Here is a 26317-nt window from a genome sequence, read left to right on the forward strand (position 1 = left end):
CCGTCGATGCCGCTGAGCACCACGCGGTCGGCCCCGTCGTAGTAGCGCGCGTCCAGCAGCAGCCCGTCGCGCCGCAGCGTGGTCAGGCGGTTGATCGCGTCGTACGTGTACCGCTCCGTGGTGAAGCCGGCCGCCGTGCCGCCGTCGGCATAGAGGACCTTGTCCCAATACGTGTCCGAGAGGCGGTTGCCGTTGGCGTCGTACGTCAGCTTGTGGCCCTGGGCCGCGTTGATCTCCAGGTTGGCGTTGACCGCCTCGACCGTGGTCTGGCGGTTCATCGCGTCGTAGCCGTACCAGTATTCCCGGTTGCGCCAGGTGTCCGACGCATCGGTGTACTGCGTCCGCACCCGCTTGCGGTTGCCGTTGGCGTCGTAGTCGATGTTCTGGCGCAGGTAGCCGTCGGACACTTCTTGCAGGCGGAATCGTGCAGTGGCCGCGCAAGAAAAAAATCATGACCAGATTAAATAACTGGCATGACCCAATCGAACCTCAGCAAATAACAAAAACCCCGACCGCATTTTTTTGCGGCCGGGGATTTCCTAATTTCTATCAAATCAAATGCATTCTGACACGTTAAATTAATTCTTCGGTGCACTCAAAGCACGCTCACCATACCGTCTTGATTATTTCTAAATGCTTGGCGCGGGAAATACAGCATCTTAAATTTCGTTAATTTTCTGTCGCGTCAAAATAAGCCTGAAACTTTAATTTCGCAACTGACTACCTAATCGTGGATTACCACTTTAACGCCAAGCTCCCTCAATCTCCCCTTCACAGCACCAGCCAAAACAGGATCGCTAATCGGCAGATCAAAATGCCTACCTTTATCATTTATAAAACAAAGAACCTCGCTGACAGGAGTTTTTTCGATATAAAAATTGGATAACACTAGGCCACTCCCAAACAAATATTCATCAGCCATAGCTTCAAGCCTTTTGTCGTCCATATCAATCACCTTTTTCCTAGCAGAGGATCTTTACCAAATCCGGGATAAAAAACAGTATTATCCGCATCTCCCGCGCCCCAGAAAATACGAGAGGGCAGAGCGACAGCATTCGGGTTGCTTTCCAGCGCTCTAAAGTAGCGAGCATTCACCACCTCCATATCTTCGCCGGATGCCCAACGCTGGAAAGAATTTTCATTTGGATGAACATGCCCGATAAGCCGGGAATCACGCGGAACCGGGCTTGCCCAGGCATCACCGCTATAAAGTTTCTTAACAAGTTGACCATCAATCCGCTCGACAACCAACGAAAACTCCACCGTCCTGCCGCCAAGCGTTCCTAGCTCAAATACGTCGCCGAATCTAACAGTTCTATCAGTAATGATTACGCCGTCCAAACCAGGCAATGCGCCTGAAGCGCGCAACTCAGCCATGCTTGCATGTGTGCCGAGGCCCTCAGTACGAGGAAAACGTATGCCGCCAAGTCCTCCAGCCTGAGCAGTCAGGTCTACCGATGGTGGAACTTTATCACCGCCATGAACGAACTTCGAATCACTAGGCAACAAATTCGGTGCCCCCCCCTGCCGACTAAGAGTGCCCTCGACGCGATTCGCAAACGCATCGCCCACCCAGCACCCGCCTCCCACAATCGCATCCCCGGCCATACCAGCGCCGCCCTTCACAAGCTTTCCTGCCACGCCGCCCAAAGCCAATTCCGCAGCGATTTCGCCCATCTGCTCTGGGTTTCTATTCACAATGGCCCGCAGCGGACGTGCAACCATACCGTCTACCATCTCGAGACCGTACTTTGCAGCGGTCAGGCCCAGGCCCTCCTCTTGCACCTGCATGAAAAAGTTGCTCTGGGGCCTGACTCGATAGCTGGAGTCACCGGCCCACTCGTGCAACTGGCCCACAGCGTAGCCCGTGACGTCTGCCGACGCATAGCCGACTTGTTGCGCCGAGTGTAAGAACGCGCCGGGAAGGGCCTTGGCGGTCGTACCTGCGCTGGAGAGGAAGCGTCCAAACTGGTTGAATGTGAAGAACCCTTCCCCCGGACCAATCTCTCGTATGCTGTCTGCCGGCCTTTCGGGCAACAGAGCGGCCAGTGGCACTGCGGAGATCATCCTCCTATCCGCGACGGGATAAGACGTAACGTCATTGTTCCAGTAGATCTCTCCCCTCGGTCCACGCCCAAGCTCCCTCAAAGATCCGATGTCATTGAACGCCGTCTCGTCCAGAGAAACTGGACTCTGCCCCCATCCTCGCCCACCTTCCTGGGCGGCCAGCCGCTGAATGTCTCCCATGGTCTGTTGGCGGAAGATGTCCCGCGTGCGCTCATCTGAAACAGAGTTCGTGGAAGAAGACTGAGATTGGCTTGATCCGGACAAGCTCATCTCATCAACCACTGAATTCCCCAACGCATTCCCAAACGCGTCAACTGCAATCTGCACGTAGTTCGCCTTGCCCCCTGACAGCACCGAAGCTGCCACCCCGCCCACAGCGCCGGACACGAATCCGCGAGCCAGGCGCTCACCAAAATTCGTCGCATTGGGGAATAGTTGGGAGCCAACCGCAGAGCCCACACCAGCGCCAATGCCAGCCGCCGCGACGTTCGTCCAACTGAACTTCGATTGCAGCCCTGTCGCCATTGCCAGACCTTGGCTAACAGTCGAACTCACCGTCGCACGCAAAGCCAGATCCATTGCGGCCGAGCCAGTACTAAGGCCTGTCGCTGTGCCGCCTCCCGCAGCAGTCAGGATATTGGCTCCATTGACTGCTGACCCCACCCCCGCCGTAACTCCGGCGCCCAGCGCGCTCGTTGCGACTCCCTTCCACGAGAACTTGGATTGCGCGCCAATCGCCATGCCGACACCTTGGCTCACAATACTGCCCACGGCCCCAGCTGCAAGGCCTATGCCAACAGCACTGATTCCTGTAATGGTGCCAGCGCCAACCAGCGTGGTCGCGCCGACGGACATCATTGTGCCCAGCGTCGCACCGGCAGGTGCCGCCAACGCCCCCGCCGTCAACACCGTTGCCACCACCGCCACCACCGCAACGATGATCATCCCGATCCCGCCGCAGCCACCACCGCCACCGCTATCCGGCTTCGGCACCGGCATCGTCGGCTGCGTATCTCCAATCAACTTGCCCGGGTCATACGGCTTGAACGACTTGTAGTCGTTATGGTTCCCCGACACCCGGTTCGGTATCGTGACCGTGGCCCCCACCCGCAGATCGCGGTGAATTTAATGTGTCAGACTACGTTTAGAAGCCGGGTGGCTAAAGCCATTCGTTTCCCACAAGAAAACAAAAGCCCCAGCAGCAATATGCGACCGAGGCTTCTTCTTTTTACATTAAAGGCAGTCTGACACGTTAAATATCCTCCCGGTAGCCCTCGTAGCGCTCATGGGTGTAGGTGTACGTGTTCGTGTAGGGCGAGCCGTCATACACCGCCGTCGAGTACTGCGTGACGTTGCCCGCCTGGTCATAGCCGGAATACGTCGTGGCGTAGCCGCCCGACAGGCCCGCATCGGTCATCTTGACCACCCGCGCCGAATACAGCCGTCCGGCGCCGTCGTAGACGTTGCGCCGCTGCTCACCCGCCAGCCCCGACCGGTCAAAGAACGCCTTGCCCAATGAACCGTCGATGCCGCTGAGCACCACGCGGTCGGCCCCGTCGTAGTAGCGCGCGTCCAGCAGCAGCCCGTCGCGCCGCAGCGTGGTCAGGCGGTTGATCGCGTCGTACGTGTACCGCTCCGTGGTGAAGCCGGCCGCCGTGCCGCCGTCGGCATAGAGGACCTTGTCCCAATACGTGTCCGAGAGGCGGTTGCCGTTGGCGTCGTAGTCGATGCTCTGGAGCAGGTAGCCGTCGGACACTTCTCGCAGGCGGAATCGCGCAATGGACACGCAAGGAAAAAATCATGACCAGATTAAATAACAGGCTTGACTCGACCGAACCTCAGCAAATAACAAAACCCCGACCGCATTTTTTGGCCGGGGATTACCACATGCTGTCAAACTAAACGTAGCCTGACACGTTAATTACGCGTTGAATTAAAAATCGCGTGAGTAAAGCTAAGGCCATCCATCTCTCACAAGCAAAGAAGAAGCCCCAGCAGCAATATGCAATACGCGGCCGGGGCTTTTCTTTTTTCACATCAAACATACTCTGACAAACAAAATCATGAAAAATAAAAAAAATACTATGCCATCTTGTTAAACTTATCCCAGAAATAGCCGAGCAGAGCTCCCGCCGCCCCTTCAGCATTAAAGGGAATAAGTATCCCCTGATTGGCATAGTCCTCAATCGCTTTCCATTTTTCGACCCCATCAGCATCTCTTAGCCCTAACGTACTCAAAAATACGTGACCAGCACGCCAAGAAAGCTGTGCCAATGCATCATGCTTTTCACTCGTTCTCAAAATTACCTTCTCAGCTGGTGTCAGCAATTCCTCAGCCTCCAGCACCATTTTTTCAAACAACACTTCCAGAACATTAGCATCAGTCATTTTAATAATCTATTTTTTAACGGTAGGAACATTAAAAAATCTAACTTGATCTGGAAATTTTCCAGAGAATTGTTTAAATATACTATCAAGAACCTTTTCAGATAGCGATGTCCTATAATCCAATGCGTACGATTTATAGTCCGGATGAGCGATTTTAAAAGCATCAGAGTGCTCTTTTGCAATATTACTTAATACATTACCAGCATTATTTCTAGCATCTAGAGACAGTCGGGACAAATCGGCAACGTGAGTCATTTCTGGAGACACCGCACGAACTTCTGCCGCCCCAAATCTAATTGCCGTAGTAAGGTCGTCGTATCCCAACGGACCGCCTGACGGATGATTATGCGTCATGGTATTACCCTTCAGCAATTGCAAAACATCGTCGGACAACCTACCTCCAGTTTCCCCCAGCTTTTGCTGGATCACCAAATTCCCGCTTTCGCGCGATATCACCGACACCAATTCGTTCGATGGGTTGTGCTGTAAACTCGCCCGTTCCGCAGCAGCCAAAGTCGCACCATAGCGTTCTGTAGCCTTCACCCCAAATACCAAACCGCTACGCAGAACTGCAGAGCCTCCGGCTGATCGCGTCGGAGTCATACCAACGGCGGCAATATCTAGAGCAACCTCTTCTTCCCTAACGTATTGATGTGAATTTCCATTCACAAAATACTTCGTCCCATCAGCACCGATTGCTTCGGCTCCCTGATTAAGTAGTGCGCTCCAGCCACCCCACACTTTACTTGGGAAGCCCAGGAGGTTTAGGTCTCGCGCCCACAACACCGGCATCCTTCCAATACTGACTTGACCATCTATTTGATAGCCAGGATTCGAGGTTTGGGCAATATTGGTCAGCGCATGGAGTCGAACAATATCATCATCCAACGCCCCCAATGCCTTGGAGAAAGCTGTCAAATCACGACGATAGTCTTCGCTTCCCCACCTCACTTTTGAGTACTGCTGCTCAACCGAAGCTACGCTGGCGGCTTGATCTCGGGTCAAGATGTACTCTTCACGCAGCACATTTGCGAATCTCGGGTCCGCCAAATCACGCATTGAGCCATCCAGCTGATCTCGAACACTACTTGCCGTATCCCTGGGATAGCGCAGAGAAGCTCCCTTCTGCACGCTAGACAGCACCCCACGGGGATCGATGATATTCCAATCCATCGTTGCCACGCCATCTGAAATCATCCCCACGCCGTCCGTTGCAATTCCGGCGCCTAGCAATTCGCGACGCCAACGTACATCTGCGGCAAAATCTTCCCCCCCGGTGTAACCGCTATCCCAGTTTTTCCCAGTGCCAGCAACCGTAAACCCATCGGTAGTGCCAATGACCTTGCCAACAGATGAAGGCCCGTCATTCCACGCTCGCACTGCCGCGTCGCCAACCGAGTTCCCCAACGCGTTCCCAAATGCGTCAACAGCGACCTGCAAATAGTTCGCCTTCCCTCCCGATAAGACGTTCGTCGTAATGCCACCAGCCGCGCCCGCCGCAAAACCCCGAGCGACTCGACCGCTCATTCCTTCCCAATCCTGGAACACGGTCTGGCCTACCGCGGAGCCCACGCCAGCCCCCACGCCAGCCAGCGCCACCCCGCTCCAACTGAACTTGGATTGCAAGCCAGTCGCAACAGCAATGCCTTGCGTGATTGTGGAACTGACTACGGCTCTACCAGCGGCTGCGACCATGGCGGACGTGGAGTAGCCAGACTGCACCGCTGCCCCCGTAGTGGCCGAGCCCGCACTTCCCATACCCGCCGCGGAACTAATCGCGCTCGGGTTGAGGAAGCCGGTCACGCCACCTGAGACAGCACCCGCAACACCAGCCATGGCGACAGCGCCCCAGTTGAATTTGCTCTGGACACCCAGTGCCATGCCAACGCCTTGACTGACAACGCTGCCGACAATGCCGCCTATCGCTGTGGCCGCCATGGCACCACCGACAACGCCAAGTGCCCCCACGGCCAGAGGCATCAACGCCCCTGCCGTAAACACTGTCGCCACCACTGCCACCACCGCAACAAAGATCTTCCCGATCCCGCCGCAGCCACCACCTCCTCCGCCACTATCCGCCTGCGGCACCGGCATCGTCGGCTGCGTATCCCCAATCAACTTGCCCGGGTCATACGGCTTGAACGACTTGTAGTCGTTATGGTTCCCCGACACCCGGTTCGGTATCGTGACCGTGGCCCCCACCCGCAGATCGCGGTCACTGGCCAGGCCATTGGCTTCGGCCACCAGATACCACAACCGGCTATCCCCATACGCCTGCTGCGCGATGCTTTGCAGCGTATCGCCCGCCTGTATCCGATACGACCCCGGACTGGCCGAAGGATTGCCCCCGTCAATCGGTCGGAAGCTCGGCGAGAAATCATCCGCCCCCGCCGCCGGTCCGGTCGTCCCCATCAACTCCCCGTTCACCACCAGCGACCGGATCGTCTGCCCGTTCTGCACGCGCTGCAAAATCTTGCCGTTGGCATCATTGACCAGCGTCTGGTTCTTGCTGCTGTCCTTGCTATCGACCACGCCGATCAGGTTGCCGTTGACGTCGTACTGGTACGTCGTCTGGCCCGGGTCCAGCGCGGTGCTGGTGCCCGACAGCGTCTTCTCCCGGTAGCCCTCGTAGCGCTCGTGGGTGTAGGTGTACGTGTTGGTGTAGGGCGAGCCGTCATACACCGCCGTCGAGTACTGCGTGACGTTGCCCGCCTGGTCGTAGCCGGAATACGTCGTGGCGTAGCCGCCCGACAGGCCCGCATCGGTCATCTTGACCACCCGCGCCGAATACAGCCGCCCGGCGCCGTCGTAGACGTTGCGCCGCTGCTCGCCCGCCAGCCCCGACCGGTCAAAGAACGCCTTGCCCAGCGACCCGTCGATGCCGCTGAGCACCACGCGGTCGGCCCCGTCGTAGTAGCGCGCGTCCAGCAGCAGCCCGTCGCGCCGCAGCGTGGTCAGGCGGTTGATCGCGTCGTACGTGTACCGCTCCGTGGTGAAGCCGGCCGCCGTGCCGCCGTCGGCATAGAGGACCTTGTCCCAATACGTGTCCGAGAGGCGGTTGCCGTTGGCGTCGTACGTCAGCTTGTGGCCCTGGGCCGCGTTGATCTCCAGGTTGGCGTTGACCGCCTCGACCGTGGTCTGGCGGTTCATCGCGTCGTAGCCGTACCAATAGTCCCGGTTGCGCCACGTGTCGGATGCGTCCGTGTACTGCGTCTGCACCCGCTTGCGGTTGCCGTTGGCGTCGTAGTCGATGCTCTGGCGCAGGTAGCCGTCGGACACCTCTCGCAGGCGGCCCAGCGCATCGTAGGCCATGATGTTGCTCTGGTACACCACCCCGCCCTGGCTCGTGCGCTCGCGCACCTTGTTGCCCGCGTGGTCGTACGAGAAGTCGGTGATCTTGCCCAGGCTGGCGTCATAGATGCGCGTGACCTGGCCCGTGGCGTCGTAGGTGTAGTTCAGGTTCTGGCCGCGCGTGTTGGTCTGCTGCAGCAGCTGGCGCGCGTTGTCGTAGCTGTAGAAGTACTTGGCGCCGCCGATGTCGGTGTGCGCGACCAGGCGGCCGAAGTAGTCGTACGCCCAGGTCGAGGCGTTGCCGTTGCCGTCGGCCTCGAAGGTCTTGTTGCCGCGCGCGTCGTAGGCGGTGCGCAGCTCCGTGGACATGCCCGGTTTGCGCACGCCGGTGACATTGCCGCGCAGGTCGTAGCGGAAGTACACCGTGTCGCCCGCGCCGTTGGTCGAGCTGAGCTTGTTGCCCAGTTCGTCGTAGCGCACGCTCTCGGTGACGGTCTTGGTGCCGGTAACCGCCAGCGTCGTGCCGTTGCTCATGACGTAGCTGGTGACGGCCGCGTTGGACGTCAGCACCAGCCGGCTGAGCTTGTCGTAGGTGTAGCTGGTGGTGTTGCCCAGCGCATCGACCCAGGTGGTCTTTTCTCCGAAGGCGTTGTAGCCGTAGCGGTAGACGCCGCCGTCGGCATGCAGTTCAGCGATACGGTTGCCGCCAGCATCGTACTGGATGCCGTTGACGTTGCCGTTGCCGTCACGCGTGGCGACGTTGTTGCCCAGGGCGTCGTAGTACAGCGTCGTGGCGGGACCAGCGCCGGCCACGCCATCGGCCGAAGGACGCACTTCGGACGTGATCTGGTTGTTGGCGTTGTAGGTGTAGCGCGTGATCCAATATGGCGAACGCGGGTCTGTGACCGTGGCGACGTTGCCCCATCGGTCGTAGGTGCGTTCGACGGTGGGACGGCTGGACTGCACACCGCCGTTGGCGCCCACGGGCGTCCACGATGCCGCGACGCCCAGGTAGCCCGACACGGTAGTACTGATCGGGTTGGGGTTGGATGCGGTGGTGCTGGACAGTGAATACGCGGGGGGACGCCCCGGCACCGTATAGCCGGGCACGTAGGTGGCGGTGGTCTGCGACATGCCGGGGCGGGGGGTGACCGCCGCGACCCAGACCTGCTCGGAACGGGTTTCGGTGCGGTATTCAGTTTTCCAGTAGCCGGGGGTGCCGCCGCTTTCGCCGCCCTCGCCACCTTCCCCCGTGCCGGGCACGGGCGGGACCCATACCTGATAGGGAACGGTGACGTTGTAATAGCGGGTGTAGTAGTAGCCCGGCGTGGTCGCGCCCTGCGCAATGACGCCGATGCGGTGCTTGTAGGGTTCGCCGGAGCCCGGCCGGGTGTAGACCAGGTCGAACTCGTAGGTGCCGGCGGGCAGCGTGCCCAGCTTGACCCAGTAGGTCATGAAGCCGGTGCCATTCTCGCCGCCTTCCCCGCCCTCGCTGACGCCTCCGCCGGTGCCCACAGGGGCGAACGGCACGGTGCTCGGAACTTTGTTCATCACGACCGACGACCAGCCGCCGTTGCTGCCTTGAATGCGGTATTTCAGCGTGGCGGTGCCTTCCAGTTCGCGCCAGTCGCCGATGGTGGTCCACGAGATGCCGGTGTTGCTGGAATCCAGCGTCAGGGCCTGGGTGATGGGCGGATAGCCCACTTGCGGCACCCAGCGGTCGGGCACCGCGGCCGATTTGTCGATGAAGCCCGTGGCGTGGGCATAGGCCGCGCCCGAGCTGCGGTCGATCAGCAGCAGTTCGTATTCGAAGCGGCCGGCGCCCATGTTGACCCAGTCCACGCCATCGTGGCCCGATGCGCGCGCCGAGACCGGCAGTTGCACCCAGCCGCCGCCCGGCACGCGGTAGCGGAACTGCGCATCCACGCCCGCCCCAAACGACGGCCAGCTGAAAACGTCGTTGCCGACGGCCCCGAAGCCCATGGCGCTGCCGATGGACGCCAGGCTGGGCGCGGTCAGCGACAGGGTGCCGTTGCCGGTCACCTTGACGACGCCGTCGCGGCCAATCTGCGACACGCGGTATTCATAGTTGCCGACGGCCAGGCCTTCGGCGTCGTACCGCAGCGAATTGCCGTAGTTGACCAGGCCGACTTCGCTCCAGCCGCCGTTGGGCACGCGGATCTCCAACCTGACCTTCAGGCCCGGATCGACGGGTGCGGCGATGTCGATGAAGTTGCCGGTATTGCCAAAGGTGCCCTGCTGGTTGATCACCGCCTGCCAGGTGCCGTTGGTGTCTTTCTTGTAGACCACCATGGCCACCACGCGGCTGACGCCGCCGTCGGTGGTGTTGCTGGCGGTGCCGTCCCAGCTCATCAGGACGCCCGATGTGGCCGAGGCCGCGGCGAAGCTCTGGGTGATGCTGCGGCGCGTGCCGCCGGCGCTCTGGTAGGTCATCACCACGCGCACGTCACCGTCGCCCAGGTTAGCCAGGCTCGTCCAGCTCAGTTGCACGCTGTTGGTGCCGCGCCAGGCCGGCGTGCCTGGGTCCACCGGGCCATTGCCGCCTTCATTGCCGCCCTCGCCGATTTCCGAGCCGCCGCCGGTCTCGGGCTTGGGGATGTAATACAGGGTGGCGGACGAGGTGATCGCCGCACCCGTGAAGTCGCGGCTGACGGAAACGCCGCCTTCGTACACCGAGCGCTCGGGCGCCAGTGTCTTGACCGCGTTGCCCAGCAGGTTGTAGACGGTATCTTCGCGCCGCAGGTTGCCCATGTTGGCCGCCTGCTGGATCGAGCCGATCGCAGCGACGTTGACGTTGCCGCCGCCCGCGCCGCCGCTGGTCAGGTTGGCGGTAGCGTTGCCCTGCAGGTTGTACAGGGTAATCTGGTCCTTGCCATCCTTGCCGTTGCTGCGAACCACGTTGCCGGCGTTGTCGTATTGGTAGTATTCCTGGCGGCCGCCGTTGACGCCGCGGCGCACCATCTCGCCGAACGCGTTGTATTCCGTGACGGTATCGGACCAGCCGGCTTCCTGTTGCGACACGTCAAAAATGCCCGAGCCGTTGGCCTGGGCATTGCTGCCTTCCCACTTGCTGATCCAGTTGCCCGCGGCGTCCTGCTGCCAGATGCGGATGTAGCTCAGCTCGGCAATGCCGCCCTGACGGGCACGGTAGTCGTTCCAGCGGATGGACACGCCCGATGCCGCCGAGGCAGCACCGAAGTCGACCGTGCGGCTGGTGGCCACACTGGCCGACCCATAGGTGACGGTGGTGCCGCCGGTGGACACCCCGCCCTCGCCGCCTTCGCCGCCCCCGCCGCTTTCGGTAGGGGTAGTTTCGCTGTACAGCGTGCTCACGGTGCTGTAGTACACCTGCACGCGCACCAGGCCGCCGCCGGCGTCAATCAACGATGACCAGTTCAGGTTGATCGCGCTGTCGCCGGTCACGACGTATTTCTCGCGCTGACGGAATTCCTTGGACGCCGACGAGAAGCTGGTCTGGATGCCGTTTTTCAGGACGGCGGTGGACGCCGGGTCGATGACCCGGGTCTGGTGGCCGAGCTTGTCGTATTCGTAGGCCTGGAACCACGTTTTGACGCTGCCGTCGTTGCCCGTCACCCCGCGCCACTGCTTGGCCATCAGGCCAGCGGCGTTGTAGGAATAGTTGGTACGCGCGCCATTGGCATCAATGGTCTGGATCTTGTTGCCGCGGCTGTCGTAGCCGACGTAGTTGTAGCGGTCCTGGCTGCTGGCGGCGCCAGCCGTGTAGCCGGATTCCAATACCGTGGATGCGCCATTGGCGTGCTGGATCGTCAGCACGGTGTTGCCCAGCGCGTCGCGATAGAAGGTGGTCAACGGCGCGTAGGTCTTGCCGGACGCATCGGTGCGCATCGGCTCCGCGGTGGCCGTGACGCGGCCCAGGGCATCGTAGTAGCTGTAGGTGCGGCCGCCATTGGGGTTGGCGACGTAGGTCTGGTTGCCCAGGGCGTCATAGCCGAAGGTAGTCTTCAGGTCGCCGCGCTGCACAGTGCCATTGGACTGGTTGCTGTATTCCACATTGACGCGGGTTTCCGCGATCTTGCGGCCCAGCGCGTCAAAGGCGTAAGTGGTCAGGCGGTCGTTGGCATGGGTCACGGGCAGGCCGTAGCCCGTGGCGCTCCAGACATTGGTAGCGGTGGCGTATTCGCGCACCGACGTCTTGTTGCCCAGGCCGTCGTACGACATGGTGGTGACATAGCCCAGGGCATCGACGCGGGCCGTCATGTTGCCGACGCGGTCGTAGTACTGGGTGGTGGTGGCCCACACCTGGGACACCGGGTTGACCAGCTCGCGCACCGCCGCCACCTGGCCAAAGGCGTCGTATTCCGTGCGGGTGAGCTTGTTGCTGGTGAAGTACTGCGCGCCTGCCGCGGCCGACGAATCGTAGGCGTAGATCTGCGACTGGCTGGTCTCGACCGCGCGGCCCAGACGGTCGAACTGCGTCACCACGCCGCGGTCGCCACTGTGGTCGATGCCGGCGGCGTTGACGGCGGCGGACACGGCTTCGGCAGTGAGGCCGGCATAACCGTGGCTGGTCAGCGTCGTCTTGGTGGCGTAACGCAGGCGCAGGGTCACGTCGCCCTGGGCGTTGCGTTCGTACTCGGTCACAAAGCCTTCGGCGTCGACTTCATACTTCAGGGCGCCGGTCTTGTCGTAGACCTTGTAGCTGATGGCCCCGGCCACGTCGCGGCCGGCCACGGCGTTGCCGAAGGCGTCGTAAAGCACGTCCGACGTCAGCGAGATCGGTGCGCCTTCCTTGCGCGCGGCCACGCCTGAGGCGCCGTTCGTCAAGAGGTTGTCGGCTGCCGCGTCATAGACATTGACAGGCGCGAAGATCGTCCGGATCTGCCGGCCGGCGGCGTCGTAGACGTAGCGGGTAGTCTTGGCTTGGGGCTGGCCATCGGCCTCGGTCCGCGACACCAGATTGCCCAGGCCGTCATAGACGTTGCGCGTCACCATGGAAATCGACTTGGTGGCCCCCACCACCAGGTCGCCGCCGCCAGACCAACTGGTATCCACCACGCTGGTCTGCGGCGTGCGCTCGACCAGCAGGCGGCCGGCGGCATCGTACTCGTAGGTCCACTCATTGCCGGCCTTGTTGACGAAGCGTACCTTGTTGCCCACCCCGTCGTAGCCATAGGATTCGGATTTGCCCAGCGAATCCGTTGACCCCAGCAGGCGCCCGGCTGCGTCGAAGACGAAGGTATCCACCCGGTCGCGCGCGTTATCCGCGCTGAGCACGGCGGCCACGTCCGAGGCGGACGGCGTGCTGCCCAGCAGCACGCCATTGGCATAGCGCCGGCTGCTGGTGACATTGCCCCGAGTGTCGTAGGTCAATTGCGTCACAAAGCCGGCCGCATCGATCTTGTAGACCGGCAGGCCATTGGCTCCGTATACGCTGCGGGTGCTGCGGCCCTGGCTGTCGGCGGCCGGCAGGCGCGCGCTCAGCGCGGCCAGCGTCAGGCTGGCCGGCGCCACGCCCGCCAGATCGGCGCCGGTCAACGGCGTGGAATAGCGGTAGGACTCCAGCAGGTTGCCCGCGGCGTCATAGGTATTGCGCTGGACGCCCCTTTCGGCATCGATGACCAGCACGGCGCGGCCAGCGGCATCGAACGCGGTGGTGGTGGCGCGGTCCAGCGCGCCGGGCTGCAATGACGCCAGAATGGCCTCACCGGTGCGTGGCACACCGGCGCCCAGGCGGACGGCATAGCTGATGACCTGAATCGCGTTGCCCTGGGCGTCGAGCACCCTGCGCGTGACCGCGCCGGTGGGGTCGACGCTGGCAATCTGGCGGCCCATGCCGTCATAGACCCAGTCGCTGGCGCGGTCCTTCATGCTGCCCTGCACACTGCGCGGATCGCCACCTGCCGCCACCGGGGTCGCGTACTGAATCTGGCGCACCCGGTTGCCGGCGGCGTCGTAGATGTTTTCCGTGACGGCGCCCAGGCCGTCCATCACATGCGTCAGGCGGCCAATCCCGTCGTAGGCATTGACCGTAAGCAAGTCACGCGCGGCATCCGCCGCCGTGGCCAGGGCGGCCTCGATGGCAGCCGATGTCAGGGCGACGTTGGCGGGTACCCGCGTCGCGTAGGCGATGCGTTCGATGACATTGCCATTGGCATCGTAGCGCTGGCGCACCGCGGCACCAGTGCCATCCACCTGCAGCACGGCGCGGCCCAGCGCGTCGTACACGGTGCGCTGGCGCTGGTCGTAGGCCATGTCCACGGCCGGGGCCGCGGGCATGGCCGCGGTCCCCATGCTGGCGGCGGGCAGCCGGTTGGCATAGGCCGTGCGTTCCGCCAGGTTGCCGCTGGCGTCGTAGCGGTAACTCACCACCGCGCCCACTGCAGACACCGTCATCGCCAGGCGGGCATCCGCGCCGTAATAGCGGTATTCGGCCTGATCGCCGGCTTGCGGCTTGAGCAGCGCGCGGACCTGGGCGTCGGACGCCTGCTGACCCAGGTCCTGCATGACGATCGGGGTGGCATAGCCCAGTGTGGCCACCACGCGGCCCGCGGCGTCGTAACGGCTTTCGACCACGGCGCCCGCCGGGTCGATCTGGAATACGGTGCGGCCAGCGGCGTCCAACACATAGCGGGTGGTGTTGCCATTGGCATCCACCGACGCCACCAGGCGATTGGCAGTGTCGTAGATTCGCGACACGGTGATGTCACCAGCCGCGGCCGGCACGGAAGCGGGGTCACTGCCCGGTGCCAGACGCGTGGCGAAGACGGTCTTGCGCAGCAGGTTGCCCGAGGCGTCGTAGACGTTGTGCGTCACGGTGCCCAGGCCGTTCATCGAGTAGGTCAGGCGGCCGACGCTGTCGTACACGTTGACGGCGCGTTGGTCGCTCGCGGTGTCGGCCACGGCCGCCAACGCGGTGTTGATGGCAGACTCGGTCATTGCCGTGTCCACGGGAATGCGCCCGGCATAGGCCACGCGTTCCACCACGTTGCCATTGGCGTCGTAACGCTGGCGCACCACGCCGCCCAGGCCGTCGATCTGGAATACGGCGCGATTCAGTGCATCGTAGACCGTGCGCTGGCGCTGATCGTAGGTCGGACTGGCCGTCGGCGCCGCGGGCATCTCGGCCGCGCCGATGCCCGCCGTTGACAGCCGGCTGGCGTAGGCGGTGCGCTCGACCAGGTTACCGTTGCCGTCGTAACGCATGGCCACCACGTTGCCGGTGCCGCTGACGGTCATCGCCAAGCGGCCGGCGCTGTCGTAGTAGCGGTACTCGGCGATGTCGGCGGGGTTAGGCTTGAGCAGGCCGCGCAGTTCAAAGGCGCTGAACCAGCCCGTGGGCTTTTTGTCCACCGGCGTCGCGTAGGCGATGGTGCCAACGACCTGGTTGGCGGCGTCATAGCGGGTTTCCAGCACATAGCCGGCCGGATCGACCTGAAACACCACGCGCCCACGGTCGTCGCGCACGTATTGCGTCTTGGCGCCGCCTGGATCCACTTTGGTGGTCAGGTTGTCGCTCATGTCGTACGTATAGACCGTCTTGAGCGCCAAGCCGGATGGGTCCACTGTCTCGCTGTCGCGGCGACCGAGCTTGTCATACGTATAGACGGTGACAATGCCATTGGGCGCCGTGACCGTCAGTTGCTGACCCGCCTCGTTGTAGGTATAGCGCGTGACCAGTTTCAGGCCACTCGCGTCCACCGTGGAAGACAGGACACGACCCGCCTTGTCGAACGTCACAACCGTCTGATTGCCGCCCGGCTCCGTGATCTGGTATTGGCGACCAAAGGCATCGTAACGATATTGCGTCTGCAGATTCAGCCCGGCCGGGTCGACCGTGCGGCTCAGGCGCTGCCCGACGGCGTCATAGGCATAGACGGTCTTGACGCCGCGGCCATCGACCGTTTCGATCAAGCGATTGAGGCTATCGTAGCCCTGGGTGATGATGGTGCCACCCTGTTCGCTGCGCACCAGGCTGCCATCCGTGTTGTAAGTATGCTTGGTAACGTTGCCGTTACCGTCGCGAACCTCTACCGTCTGGCCAAAGGCATTATGAACAGTCGTGACCGACACGCCATCGGGCGTGGTCACCGTGACGCTGCGGTTCTGCGCGTCATAGGCATAGCTGGTCCGACGGCCCAGTTCGTCGATACGCCACAGCACATTGCCGAATGCATCGTAGGCGGTGGCCTTACGGCCGACAGTGTCGTAGGTCAGCACCTCGCGGCCGAGCTTGTCGTACTGATAGTTGACGGACACGCCATTGCCGTCGCGCGTCGTCGTGACCCGACCAAACGCGTCGTACTCCCGGAACGTCTTGCGACCGTACTGCAGATCGTCGATCGTCTGTGTCAACCGACCCATCCGGTCGTACACCCTTTTGTCGGTACGGCTGATCGCTCCGGCGATCTTGGTCAGGCGCATGACCTCGTTGCCGAACGCGTCGTAGCTGCGCTCGATCACCCCTCCCGCACCGTCCGTTTCCTTGGCCACACGGCCGTCCGCCGTGTAGGTGTAGGTCGCGCGGATATCCACGTCGGCATTGCTGGTAGCGGCAATGGCCAGGCGCAGCGCGTCGTTGACCAGTCCGCCATTCAAGCCTTGCAGGGCAATCGGTACGCCATAGCGGATGGTTTCGACCAACTGGCCGATGTTGTCGTAGACCCGTTCCTGCACATAGCCCAGTGCATTGATCGTGTGCGTAACCCGGCCGCTGGCGTCGAAGTAATACAGCGTGCGCTGGCCCGCGCCATCCATCATGGACGTGCGGCGGCCCACGGCGTCATAGGTGTAGGTGGTGCCGTAGGTCTTCCAGATGGCGTCGATCTCGGCCTGGGTCTGGTTGCCATTGAGCTTGGCCGCGCCTTCGCCGGACAACTCGCCGATCAGGCGCCCTTGCACGTCGTAACGCGACAGCACACTGCGCGATGTGGACGTGCCAGCCGCCTTTACCGTGGACGTCAGGCGGCCCATCTCGTCATAGACATACAGGGTCAGCGTGCCTTCGGCATTACGCTCGGACGAGACCTTGTCCAGCCGGGTGTACGAGTAGGTCCAGACCTGGTCCTGCGGCGTGGAAGCCGGCCGCAGCTTGGCCAGGTCCGGCGTGAAATTCAACGTATTGCGGCTGGCGCTGTTAGCCCCGGTCAGCGACGTGGCGTAGCGGATCTTGGTGGTGAGGTTGCCGCTGGCGTCGTAGACCAGCTCGGTCAGGTAGCCTTCTGCGTCGATGGTGCCAACCAGGCGGCCGAGATTGTTGTAGATCTTGTAGTCGAAGATGTCGTTGGGAGACGAAGCGGGCTTGACGCTTTCGAACTGTGCGTTGGTGCCAGATCTCGATGACTTGGTCGCATACGAGATTCTTTGCACTTCCCGGCCCGCAGCATCATAGATATATTCAATGACGCCACCCTCGCCATCCATCACGCCCCGCAGCGTGCTGTCCGCGTTGTAGTAACGCATAAGGTGGACATCACCCGAATCGACGGACACCACAGCGTGCTCTGGCCGGCTGGGTTGGGCCACCTTCCACGTGGTCATGCGCTGGGCGTACTTGATCTCCTCGGTCATCCGACCCAGGCCGTCGTAGACGTACTCAGTGATGGCGTTGGTCTCGTCAATCGTCTTGGCCAAACGCCCCGACGTATCGTAGAGATTCCACTTTGTGGCAAAACCACCGGTATTAGGGGGGATGTTGTCGATGGAGGGGTTGAGCGCGTTGCCCTGCGCGTCCACCAGCAACGCCATATTCACCTTGCCAAAATACCGTGTAGTTCGCCAAAGCTTGCCAGCGTCGTTGTAGATGTATTGGATCAATGCGCCACTGGCATCGACCTCGCCAGCCTTGCGACCCGCGGCATCATAGATGTTGAACTGCCGTCCGCCAGACGGATCCGTCGTCATGATCAGTCGGTCATTGGCATCGTACGCGTATCGCGTCTCGCCCAGGTTCGCGCCAGCCTGGTCTCGATTCATCCGACTGACCAGTCGACCTGCCTTGTCGTAGGTCGAGACGATGCTCAGGCCATTCGCCTGTTTCACGACAACTTGACCGCCGGCATCGTCGTATTGCGTCAAGGTCAGGTTGCCCTGGGCGTCCTGCACCGAAATCTGACGGCCCAGGCCATCATAGACATAACTCGTCGCGCCATTGGTCGGCGAGATCGATGTCAGGAGACGACCAGCTTGGTCGTACACATAACGGGTGAGAACCTGATCGCCGTCCAGAATGCCGTCGCCGGTGCTCGACACGCGCTGATAGGCGATCGTTTGCTGCAGCAACCCGCGATAATCATAGACCGAGTCGACTCGCGAGACGCGGCTGAAATTGACCGTGGCCGCCCAGCTCTCCATCTGCGCCAACGTAGCGGATTCGTTGACATACAACGTACGGATGGGGAAAACGTCGCCGGCATAGGTCAGCGTCGACACACGCTCACCGTATGCGTTGTAGCGGTATTCCGTGACGTTGCCCACCGGATTGATATGGAAGCGCAGCCGTCCCGCGGCATCGTAGACATAACGCGTGGTCAGTTCGCCGCGTGCCGCACCTCCCGTTGGTGTCATCGGAACGACATACGAGATTTCGGTCAGCACCCGGTTCCCACTGTCGTAGGTTCGGGTAATGACGTTCTTTCCCGAATCCGACCAGGACAACTGGTTACCCCGGGCGTCGTACGTCATGCTGACAGAATAGCCACCCGTCTGATCGATACGCGTGACGTTGCCCTTGCCATCCATCGTGAACGTCGTAACCTGGCTGACGCCGTTCACCGGCGGCGTGGTCACGGTACGCAGTTCACCAGTCCAGTAATTGTGCTGGAAGAGCGTGGCCTCGCCTTTGGGATTGACAACCGTCGTCAGTCCGTAGCTGTATGTGTAGCGGGTGACCTGTCCCAACGCATCGGTGACGCTGGCGACCCTGAAATCCGCACCATCCTGCACGTAGGTGAACGACAACTGCGTGCCATCCGTCTGCGATACCGAGGCAAGCCGATCGCTATCGCCATCGTAGGTGTAGAACGTCTGGAAGACCTTGCCATCGGCGATTGAGCCGTCTTCCGGAGTCAGGTCGATGGATACGGCGGACAGACGCCCCAGTCCGTCGTAGCCGTAGCGGACCCGGGTCTGCATTACCTGCACGCCATTCTCGACGGTGACGGTGCGTATCTGGGTCAGATTCTGGCCGACGTAGTCGTAATAGGTGACACCCCCACTGGCATCGGTAACACTGCTGAGCTTGCCGTTCGGACCATAGGCATAGGTGCGCGTATTCCCGCTGGCATCCGTCGAACTCAATAACCGGCCGGCACCACTACCCTCGTAGCGTTCGATCAGTCCGGTTGCGCCATCCTGCCAGACGAACTGCCCTTTGACCGAGTCGTATGTGATCCTGTCATAGGCTCCCGCGCCGCCGGACGAAACGTAGGTTGCCGCCATGGACGAGTCCGTCAGGAACGATTGCTCGGATCCATCGTCGTCGACTCGGGTCATCGAGCTCATCGAGTTGAACAACTGCCCATTCAGCCGTACCTTTTTCAAGGCCGCGCCAATCGACCAAGCGTCGGTATGTCCAAGCTTTCCCTGGCTGTTATAGGTGCGCACCGAGCCGAACAACGAGCCATGCCCCGATAACTGGTCGTCGGGCGTCCGGAACACCAGATTCCCGGACCATGCATTGACGTAGACCTGGTCGTTGCTGCGGCCAAGATTGGCATTGCCAAATACACCTTGGTCTCCCAGCTTGGCAAGAGAACTTAGGTTAATTCCCAGGCTGTTCCCGCTTACGATTGCGACCATTTTTCTACGTAGTCCTTGAAGTCGTTGTTAGCCGTCCCTCACTTCGAGGGCGCACTATCCGCACTCAACTTCTCCGACCGGCGCGCCGCGGGTTTAGCGTCGCCCCTTGCCTTTCGTCAATTCCCTCACCGCCCTAAACCACCCCGTCTTCGCGCGGACAAGTTATGCGAGCCGGCTGATACCCGGACTCTCCATCCAACGCATGCCGCGAGGCGTGCCGATGTCCTGAAACAGGAGCAACCATGAGCCAGCCCCCCGTTACCACTCCCCAGCCCGTCGCCGGCCAGAACGATCCCAAGCGCTTCACCTGGACCGCGTCCAACCAGCAGCGTCGTGGTCAATCCGTGCCCGTTCCCGCAGGCAGCAGCGGCAAGTAAGCGAACGAGGCCTGCGGCGGCAGCCCCGCGCAGGCGCCGCCGATGCAACTGGATCTTCCTTATGTGTTGATGCCCGGAAGCCTGCTGCATGGCGAACGCCTGCAATGCCGGCTGCCGACGAGCACGCTGTCGCTGAATGCGCCGGCCCGCGTCTTGCGCGCCTTGCATGAATTCGACGGTAGCCTGACTCCACGCCAATGGCTGCAACGCCGGCAACGCGAAAACTGGCATGCCGAATCCGTCAACGGCCTGCTGCACACCTTGATCGAAGAAGGTGCGCTGGTCTGCGTTCACGACGCGCCGCAACACTTGTGGGCCTACGCCAAAAATCCTCGCACGTTGGGCCAACAACCCGATGCCAAGGCGCTGCGAGTGTTGATGGATGTCGCCCAACAGCGTTTGAACGCACCGCCAGGCGATGGTGCAATAGCGCTCGATAGCGGTGGCCCGGCCGCCGCATTGCATGCGCTGCTGGCCAGGCGGCGGTCTCGGCGCAGCTTCGGCCTGGCCGCCGTGGACACACCGACGTTGACGTCTATCCTTTGGGCCGCCGCCGGCATCATCACCGAAGCCGACGCGACGCGGACCACCAGTCCATCGGCGGGCGCCCTTTATCCCCTGCACTATTTCTACGTCAACCTGCGGGTCGGCAATGCTGCGGGCGACGATGTACCGCGGGTACTGCCTACCGGGGTATACCGTCTTGCCGCGGGTCCTGTCGGCCGCTTGCATTACGTACCGATCGATACGGATCTGTCGCGCGCTTGCGCCGCGTTTTCCTCGCCGCAACTGCTGGACCAGGCACAGGGCGTACTGGTGATCGCGGCCGACTTCTCGGCCAGCGCGATGAAATACGGCCTGCGGGCGTTGTCCTACGTACCGCTTGAGGCGGGCCATGCCGCCCAGAACGCCATGCTGGCGGCGGCATCAGGCGGTTGCCATGCGGTTGAGATCGGCGGCTTCATTGAAGACGAGCTGGGCCGTCTGCTGCGCTTGCCGACCGGCATCGTACCGATCACGACCGTGTTAATCGGCTCGGCAGGCTCCGAGTCCGACGCACCCTCTGATGACGAATTCGACTGGGTCGACCTACACGCAGGCGGGGACGCTGGCTTTTATTTGTGCCGCGCCCGCTGCGACCCCTCGCATCCGTGGTCATGGGGACGCGATGCACAACCCGCCCGGGCCCGGCTGAAAGCCGTGATGGAAAGCCGCGAGCGCGCAGCGTTGCTGCAACCGCGGGACCTGGTGGCGGCGCGACGGCAAGATCTGCCCGGTGCCGTGCATCCGGCCCACGTGCTGCGCTATCGCGATGCCCAATACCGTCGACAGGCCTTTCCCTACCAACGCTTTGACGAGGGGGCCACCTACTGGTGGAAGGAAGCCCATGACGTATTCGCCGACCAGCCGTGCTTCATGCTGGCGGACCTGGTGTATCTGGAAGAAGCACTGACCGATCTGCGTCGCCCCACTGCCTACACCAGCGGCAATACCTCCGGCGTCGCCTGTCATGCCTCAACAGAGGCGGCGCTGGAAAATGCGGCACTGGAATTGATTGAACGCGACGCCGTCGTGTGCGTGTGGCTGGGGCAGGCCGCCCACGCCGTGGATGAAGCCGCGCTGCCTGGGTTTGTGCAAGCCCGTGTGCAGCGCTTGCGGACGGCTGGCCTGCAGGTCGAACTGCGCAGCCTGCCATCGCCATACTGCCAGGTCGCCTTCTGTTTTGGGCAGTCGGTCTCGCACGCCTTCACGCGGGTCGCCAGCAGCGCTGGCTACACGCTTGACTTGGCCATGGACCATGCGCTGATGGAACTGGAAGCGCAGGTGTACGTGACGATGCATCAACCCCAGCCGGCCGTCTGGCGCCCGGCGCAAGTGCAAGAAGCCGCCTGCCATGCCCAGCTATACCGGCAGAGAGCATATTTCCGCCGCGCCGACCACTTGGTGTCTTCACCGTTGCCGCCGCTGCGTCCCGCCAACGGCGCGCAGGACTGGAACGGCCTGGTCGAGCACCTGCGTCGCGATGGTCAGCGGCTGATTGCCGTCGACCTGAGCGAGGGTGCGCCGCTGCGTACGCCTACCGTGCGCGCATTCATACCTGGCTTGATCCCACTGAAATTCGGTGTCGGGAACGCGGCTGAAGGGCACCCCGCCTATCAACGCACGTTGCAGGCCACTGGCGCACCTCGTCGCCAGCATGCCTTCCCCCACCCCTTCAATTGAAAGGCCCCGCCATGACCCCGTTTCCGGTTCACGATGCGCCCGAGGCGCTGACGATCGTCCAGCACCTGAAGGCGCAAACCCCGTTTGCCGACGCCTGCTCAGCGATGCAAGGCCAGACATCATCGCAATTGCTGGCGATTGCGTTGCCGCCCGGCCTTTACCAGGGATTGCAGGACGCCGCAATCCAGGCGATCGAGGCGCACGGCCTGCACGGCTGGCTGTCGGCCGAAGGCCGCTACGACGATCACAACTACCAGTCGCTATCGCTGGTGCACAACCCCGACATGCACGACCCCGGCGTGCACGACGTGCACCAGGCCACGCTGGGCACCTCAATGAATCCGATCAGCGAGTTCTACTACAACTCGGTGGAGCGCCATCGCACCCTGAAGAACACCTACTTCGATTCGTATGGCTTTCGGGTCCGCACGCCCGCGGCCCGGCTGGGCGCGTTGGGATCGTTCCTGGATCAGTGCGGCCTGACGCTGATCCGTTCCCGGCTATCGGTGCTGATCGGCAAACGCGGCATCACAGCGGATTTCATGGACGGCTGGCACCGCGACGAGCCGGTGTTCGAGAACCTGCGACTGAACATCCCGCTGACGTCCGACCCGGCGTACCGCCTGCAGATCGAGCACGCCAAGGACACTCCCCAGGCCGATTCCGACACCATGACCGAGCACTTCCTGGCGCCCGGCCATGCCTACACCTTCAATACCAACATCCCCCACCGGGTGTATGTGAAAGAACCCAGCAATACGCCCCGCATCCACCTGGTGCTGGGGTTTGCGCCCTGGTTCGATCATGACGCCCAACGTGACAGCTGGCAGGCCAACCGGCACTTCGGCACGACGCATCCCTTCGACCTGCTGCGTGGCGGCATGTTGCATCCCGACCTGAAGGCATCCACATGAAACACAATATCGTTCTGCTCGCCTCGCACAGCCGCGAAAGCGCCGCCAAGGAAAAGCAGTACCACGCCGCGGCCCACGCGTTGGACCTGGACGTCGTTCCCTACCCCGACGCCCATACCCTGGGTGTGTTCGCCTGCAGCGACTTTCGTAGCGTGGATGCAGCCAATCTCGCCGCGCTGCACCGTGTAGCCGGACCCGATGTCCTGGCCACCACTATTGCCACGCAAAAATCCCTGGCCTATCGCCATTTCGCGCGCTGTGGTTTCAGCACGCTTTGGACGCATGCTCCCATGCGCGCCGAAGACCTGCTGCTGGACCTGTCCTACGCCATCATCGTCAAGCCGGACAAGGGCAGCGGCTCGTTCGCCGAGCACCCCTGGGCCTACCAGCGCTATGACAGCCTGCGCCACTTTCATGACTGGCTGGTGGCCCAGGATCTGCTGGAAGCCTTCCTGGCCTATCAGAACGACCCCAACTCCTGGTACGGCCGGTATCTGACGATGGAGTACATCGGCGACAGCGACGTGTATACCGCGGCGGCCGTGTCCGGTCCGGAAAAGATCGTGGTCCACGAAGGCAGCCGCCTGCGATTCCCGCGCGATTCGATGCAGTGTGAATGGATGCTGTTGGGCCAACACCACCCCCGCCACGAGCAGATCGGACGCATGATCCAGTCGCTGCACGATATCGGCCTGCGGCAGTCCATCATCTATATACAGTGCGTGGAAAAGGACGGCGAGCTGTGTCCCATCGACATCAACCTGCGTCCCGGCACCATGCCGGATCGGGCTTTCCACGGACTGGGCCTGCCGTTCTACCCCGCCGCGCTGGCCTACATGCTAGGCCTGGCACAAACCCTGGAATTCTCCTGGCCAACTCCCTATGTGGGCATCAGGCGGCTGGTGTTACCCTTGCAGCATGGCCGACGCCAGGCGGCATTCGGTGCGGGATGCGTACCGTTGATTCGAGAGCTGGCGTACGATTCAAGCCGCCCCTACGACCTTGGCCACGCATGGCCCATGTTTGCGGTCACCGGGCACGATGCGACGCACTGCGCCCAGCTTGCCGAATCCCTGGCAGGCGATCTGCAACTGTCCGCCGTCGCCCCTCTCTGATCTTCCTCTGCCGCGCCATTGCCATGACCCAAGCCCCCGTTCCCCCACCCTTTCTAGAACACTACGCCCAAGCGCTGGAGCGCGGCGACAACGACGCCGCACTGGCCGTGCTGCAGCACGCCCGACAGGCGCAGCCTCGCTCCGGTGAAGTCCTGGCGGTATTGGCCGCGCACCACATGCAACGCGGCGAACCCGATGCGGCCGAGGCCGCCTTCATTGGCGCCTTGCAGCTTGAACCCGTGCTGGCCACCGCACGCTTTCAGCTGGGCCTGCTGCAGTTCACCAGCGCGCGGCCCTTGGCCGCGTTCCAGACCTGGCAACCGCTCGAAGACCTCGGTGAAGTCCACTTCCTGGTGCTGTTCAAGCGCGCCTTCGCGGCGCTGGCGATCGACGCCTTCGACGATGCGCTGCTGCTGCTTGAAAAAGGCATCGCCAACAATCAAGAGAATGCGCCGCTGAACCACGACATGCGCATGGTCGCCGCGCATATCCAGACCCTGCAAGGCCGCGCCGACGACCCCGCGCCTGGCGAACAAAACGAAGCCGCAACCCAGTTTGTGCTGGCATCCTACAAGCAGAACCTGTAGGCCCTACGATGATTGACGGCATTGGGCGCCTGGCCCAGCTTATTCAGCAGCGGACCGCGGCCGGCGGACGCGCGGGCAATACCAATAAGGCCGACAAGGCCATCCGCGCCAAGGGCTCGGCCAAGACAGAGGAACCCCCGGCGTTCACCGAACTCGTGATCCGTGTCGGGGCCCTGAACCCCGATGACCCCGGCAGGGAGCGCAAAGCCTTTCGGTACTTTCTGGAAGCTGCCCTGCTCTCGGACCTGGGCACGAACCTGATCAATGACCCTAAATTCCATCAGCTGGTGGACATCGTTCAGCAGCGCATGGAAGCGCAGCCTGAACTGTTGGCGGCCAGCCGGCGCGCCGCGCGCTTGCTGCTGGCCATGCCCAAAGAAACGACCGAAAAATAAAACGGCGCCCGAGGGCGCCGCTTGTCACGTGCGAATCCAGTCCGCCAGCGACCGGCCGTCCGGCGCCTCGACGCCGCGTAGTGCCCGCAAAGCCAGCGCCTGGAGCTCGTCTGGATTCTGCAATGCGCCGCTCAACACCGCCTGGGCGAAACGCGCCGACAGCGACGCCGGGTCCAGGCGCAGGGCCAGCGCTATGTGGTGTTCGGCCTCATCGTGCTGGCCGGCCAGGGCCAGGCCAATGGCCACCGCGCCATGGCTTTCGCCGAAGTTTCGGTCCAGTTCAAGGGCTTGTTGGAACGCCATGGCGGCGCCCGCCACATCGCGGCCCAGCAGCCGTGCCCAACCCAACCCGTGCCAACTGCCGATATGCTCGGGCATCAGGGCCGTGGCCCGCAGAAATGCGGCCTGGGCCGCACCGGCATCCTGCAGCAGCAAATGCGCGATGCCCATCGACGACCAGGCCCGCCCTTCGTTTGGCCGCGCCTGCACCACCGGCGCCAGCGCCGCCAGGGCGCCAGGCGCATCCTTGATCGCCAAGGCCAAAGCGCCCCGCGCGGTCAACGCCTCCAGCGACGGCGGCTCGCCAGCCAGCGCCAGATCAGACCACAGCCGGGCCGCGGCGAAATCGCCGACATCCACGGCCATCAGGCTTAGCACGCCGGCAGCCTCGGGTTGGGTACGCAACAGGTCGGCACGCATGCCGGCCAGCGCCAGGCTTTCTTTCAGCCGCCCAAGGAAATGCAGCGTACGCAAGCGGTTGGCCCAGGCGTGGTCGGGCAGTTGCCCGGATGCCTGCAGTGCCGACCAGTCGGCCTCGGCTTCGTCATGCCGGCCCGCATAATGCAGCAAGCTGGCTTTTGCGGCTGCCAGATCCGCATCGTCCGGATAGCGCTGGCAAAGCGCCTGCTGCAATGCCAGCGCCTCGTCCCAGCGACCCTGCGCGGCCAGCCAGGCGCCGCGTCGGTACGCCAGGTACGGAGCATCGCCCGCGCTGGCCTGCGCCGCGTCCAGATAGGCCCCGGCTCGTTCGTGCAGGCCCAGGCTCAGGGCCAGTTCGAACGCGTCCACCGCCAAGGCGGTGTTGTCCGGATCTTGCCGCAGGTAGCCGTCAAAACGGTCCAGGCGGTCTATGGGGTTCGACATGGCAAGGATTCCTGTAAT

The 26317-nt window shown here is 62.4% G+C and carries 13 protein-coding genes; 6 read left to right on the top strand and 7 right to left on the bottom strand.

Annotation, left to right across the window (positions count from 1 at the left end; all coding sequences use genetic code 11):
- The 6 genes from A9974_RS14145 to A9974_RS14170 all read right to left on the bottom strand — a co-directional run.
- A partial coding sequence (locus A9974_RS14145) for a hypothetical protein (RefSeq protein ID WP_183004807.1) occupies positions 1–407 on the bottom strand: 407 nt, incomplete at its 3' end.
- 317 nt (positions 408–724) lie between these two features.
- Positions 725–955, bottom strand: a complete 231-nt coding sequence (locus A9974_RS14150) for a hypothetical protein (RefSeq protein WP_183004808.1) — start codon at positions 953–955, stop codon at positions 725–727.
- Positions 952–3066 (bottom strand): hypothetical protein, encoded by a 2115-nt coding sequence (locus tag A9974_RS14155; RefSeq protein ID WP_183004809.1) that lies wholly within the window; start codon positions 3064–3066, stop codon positions 952–954. The genes A9974_RS14150 and A9974_RS14155 overlap by 4 nt, the downstream gene beginning before the upstream one ends.
- Before the next feature lie 253 nt (positions 3067–3319).
- Complete coding sequence (locus A9974_RS14160) at positions 3320–3853, bottom strand: hypothetical protein (RefSeq protein WP_183004810.1); 534 nt, start codon at positions 3851–3853, stop codon at positions 3320–3322.
- A 296-nt stretch (positions 3854–4149) separates the two neighbouring features.
- Complete coding sequence (locus tag A9974_RS14165) at positions 4150–4455, bottom strand: hypothetical protein (protein WP_183004811.1); 306 nt, start codon at positions 4453–4455, stop codon at positions 4150–4152.
- 9 nt (positions 4456–4464) lie between these two features.
- A complete protein-coding gene (locus A9974_RS14170; protein ID WP_183004812.1) occupies positions 4465–19287 on the bottom strand; it encodes a LysM peptidoglycan-binding domain-containing protein in 14823 nt (4940 codons plus the stop codon).
- A gap of 500 nt (positions 19288–19787) precedes the next feature.
- Between A9974_RS14170 and A9974_RS29490 the strand changes: the two genes are divergently transcribed.
- Genes A9974_RS29490 through A9974_RS14195 form a run of 6 tightly spaced genes read left to right on the top strand, consistent with a single transcriptional unit; the run spans position 19788 to position 25156 of the window.
- Positions 19788–19922 carry a hypothetical protein gene (locus A9974_RS29490; protein ID WP_255468169.1) on the top strand — a complete coding sequence of 45 codons (135 nt, stop codon included), beginning with the start codon at positions 19788–19790 and terminating at the stop codon, positions 19920–19922.
- Positions 19923–19964: 42 nt separating this feature from the next.
- Positions 19965–22145, top strand: coding sequence for a YcaO-like family protein (locus tag A9974_RS14175; RefSeq protein WP_183004813.1), 2181 nt, complete (start codon positions 19965–19967; stop codon positions 22143–22145).
- Between the two features lie 11 nt (positions 22146–22156).
- Positions 22157–23059: a hypothetical protein gene (locus A9974_RS14180; RefSeq protein ID WP_183004814.1), complete on the top strand. Its 903-nt coding sequence runs from the start codon at positions 22157–22159 to the stop codon at positions 23057–23059.
- Positions 23056–24174: a hypothetical protein gene (locus A9974_RS14185; RefSeq protein WP_183004815.1), complete on the top strand. Its 1119-nt coding sequence runs from the start codon at positions 23056–23058 to the stop codon at positions 24172–24174. The genes A9974_RS14180 and A9974_RS14185 overlap by 4 nt, the downstream gene beginning before the upstream one ends.
- A 23-nt stretch (positions 24175–24197) precedes the next feature.
- Positions 24198–24761 (top strand): tetratricopeptide repeat protein, encoded by a 564-nt coding sequence (locus A9974_RS14190; RefSeq protein WP_183004816.1) that lies wholly within the window; start codon positions 24198–24200, stop codon positions 24759–24761.
- Positions 24762–24769: 8 nt separating this feature from the next.
- Positions 24770–25156 (top strand): hypothetical protein, encoded by a 387-nt coding sequence (locus A9974_RS14195; protein WP_183004817.1) that lies wholly within the window; start codon positions 24770–24772, stop codon positions 25154–25156.
- A gap of 24 nt (positions 25157–25180) precedes the next feature.
- Here the strand turns inward: A9974_RS14195 and A9974_RS14200 are convergent, their stop codons facing one another.
- Positions 25181–26299, bottom strand: coding sequence for a hypothetical protein (locus A9974_RS14200; protein WP_183004818.1), 1119 nt, complete (start codon positions 26297–26299; stop codon positions 25181–25183).
- Positions 26300–26317 lie beyond the last annotated feature (18 nt).

It is taken from the genome of Achromobacter sp. UMC71, assembly GCF_014170305.1.
In the GTDB taxonomy this organism is placed as follows: domain Bacteria; phylum Pseudomonadota; class Gammaproteobacteria; order Burkholderiales; family Burkholderiaceae_B; genus Achromobacter.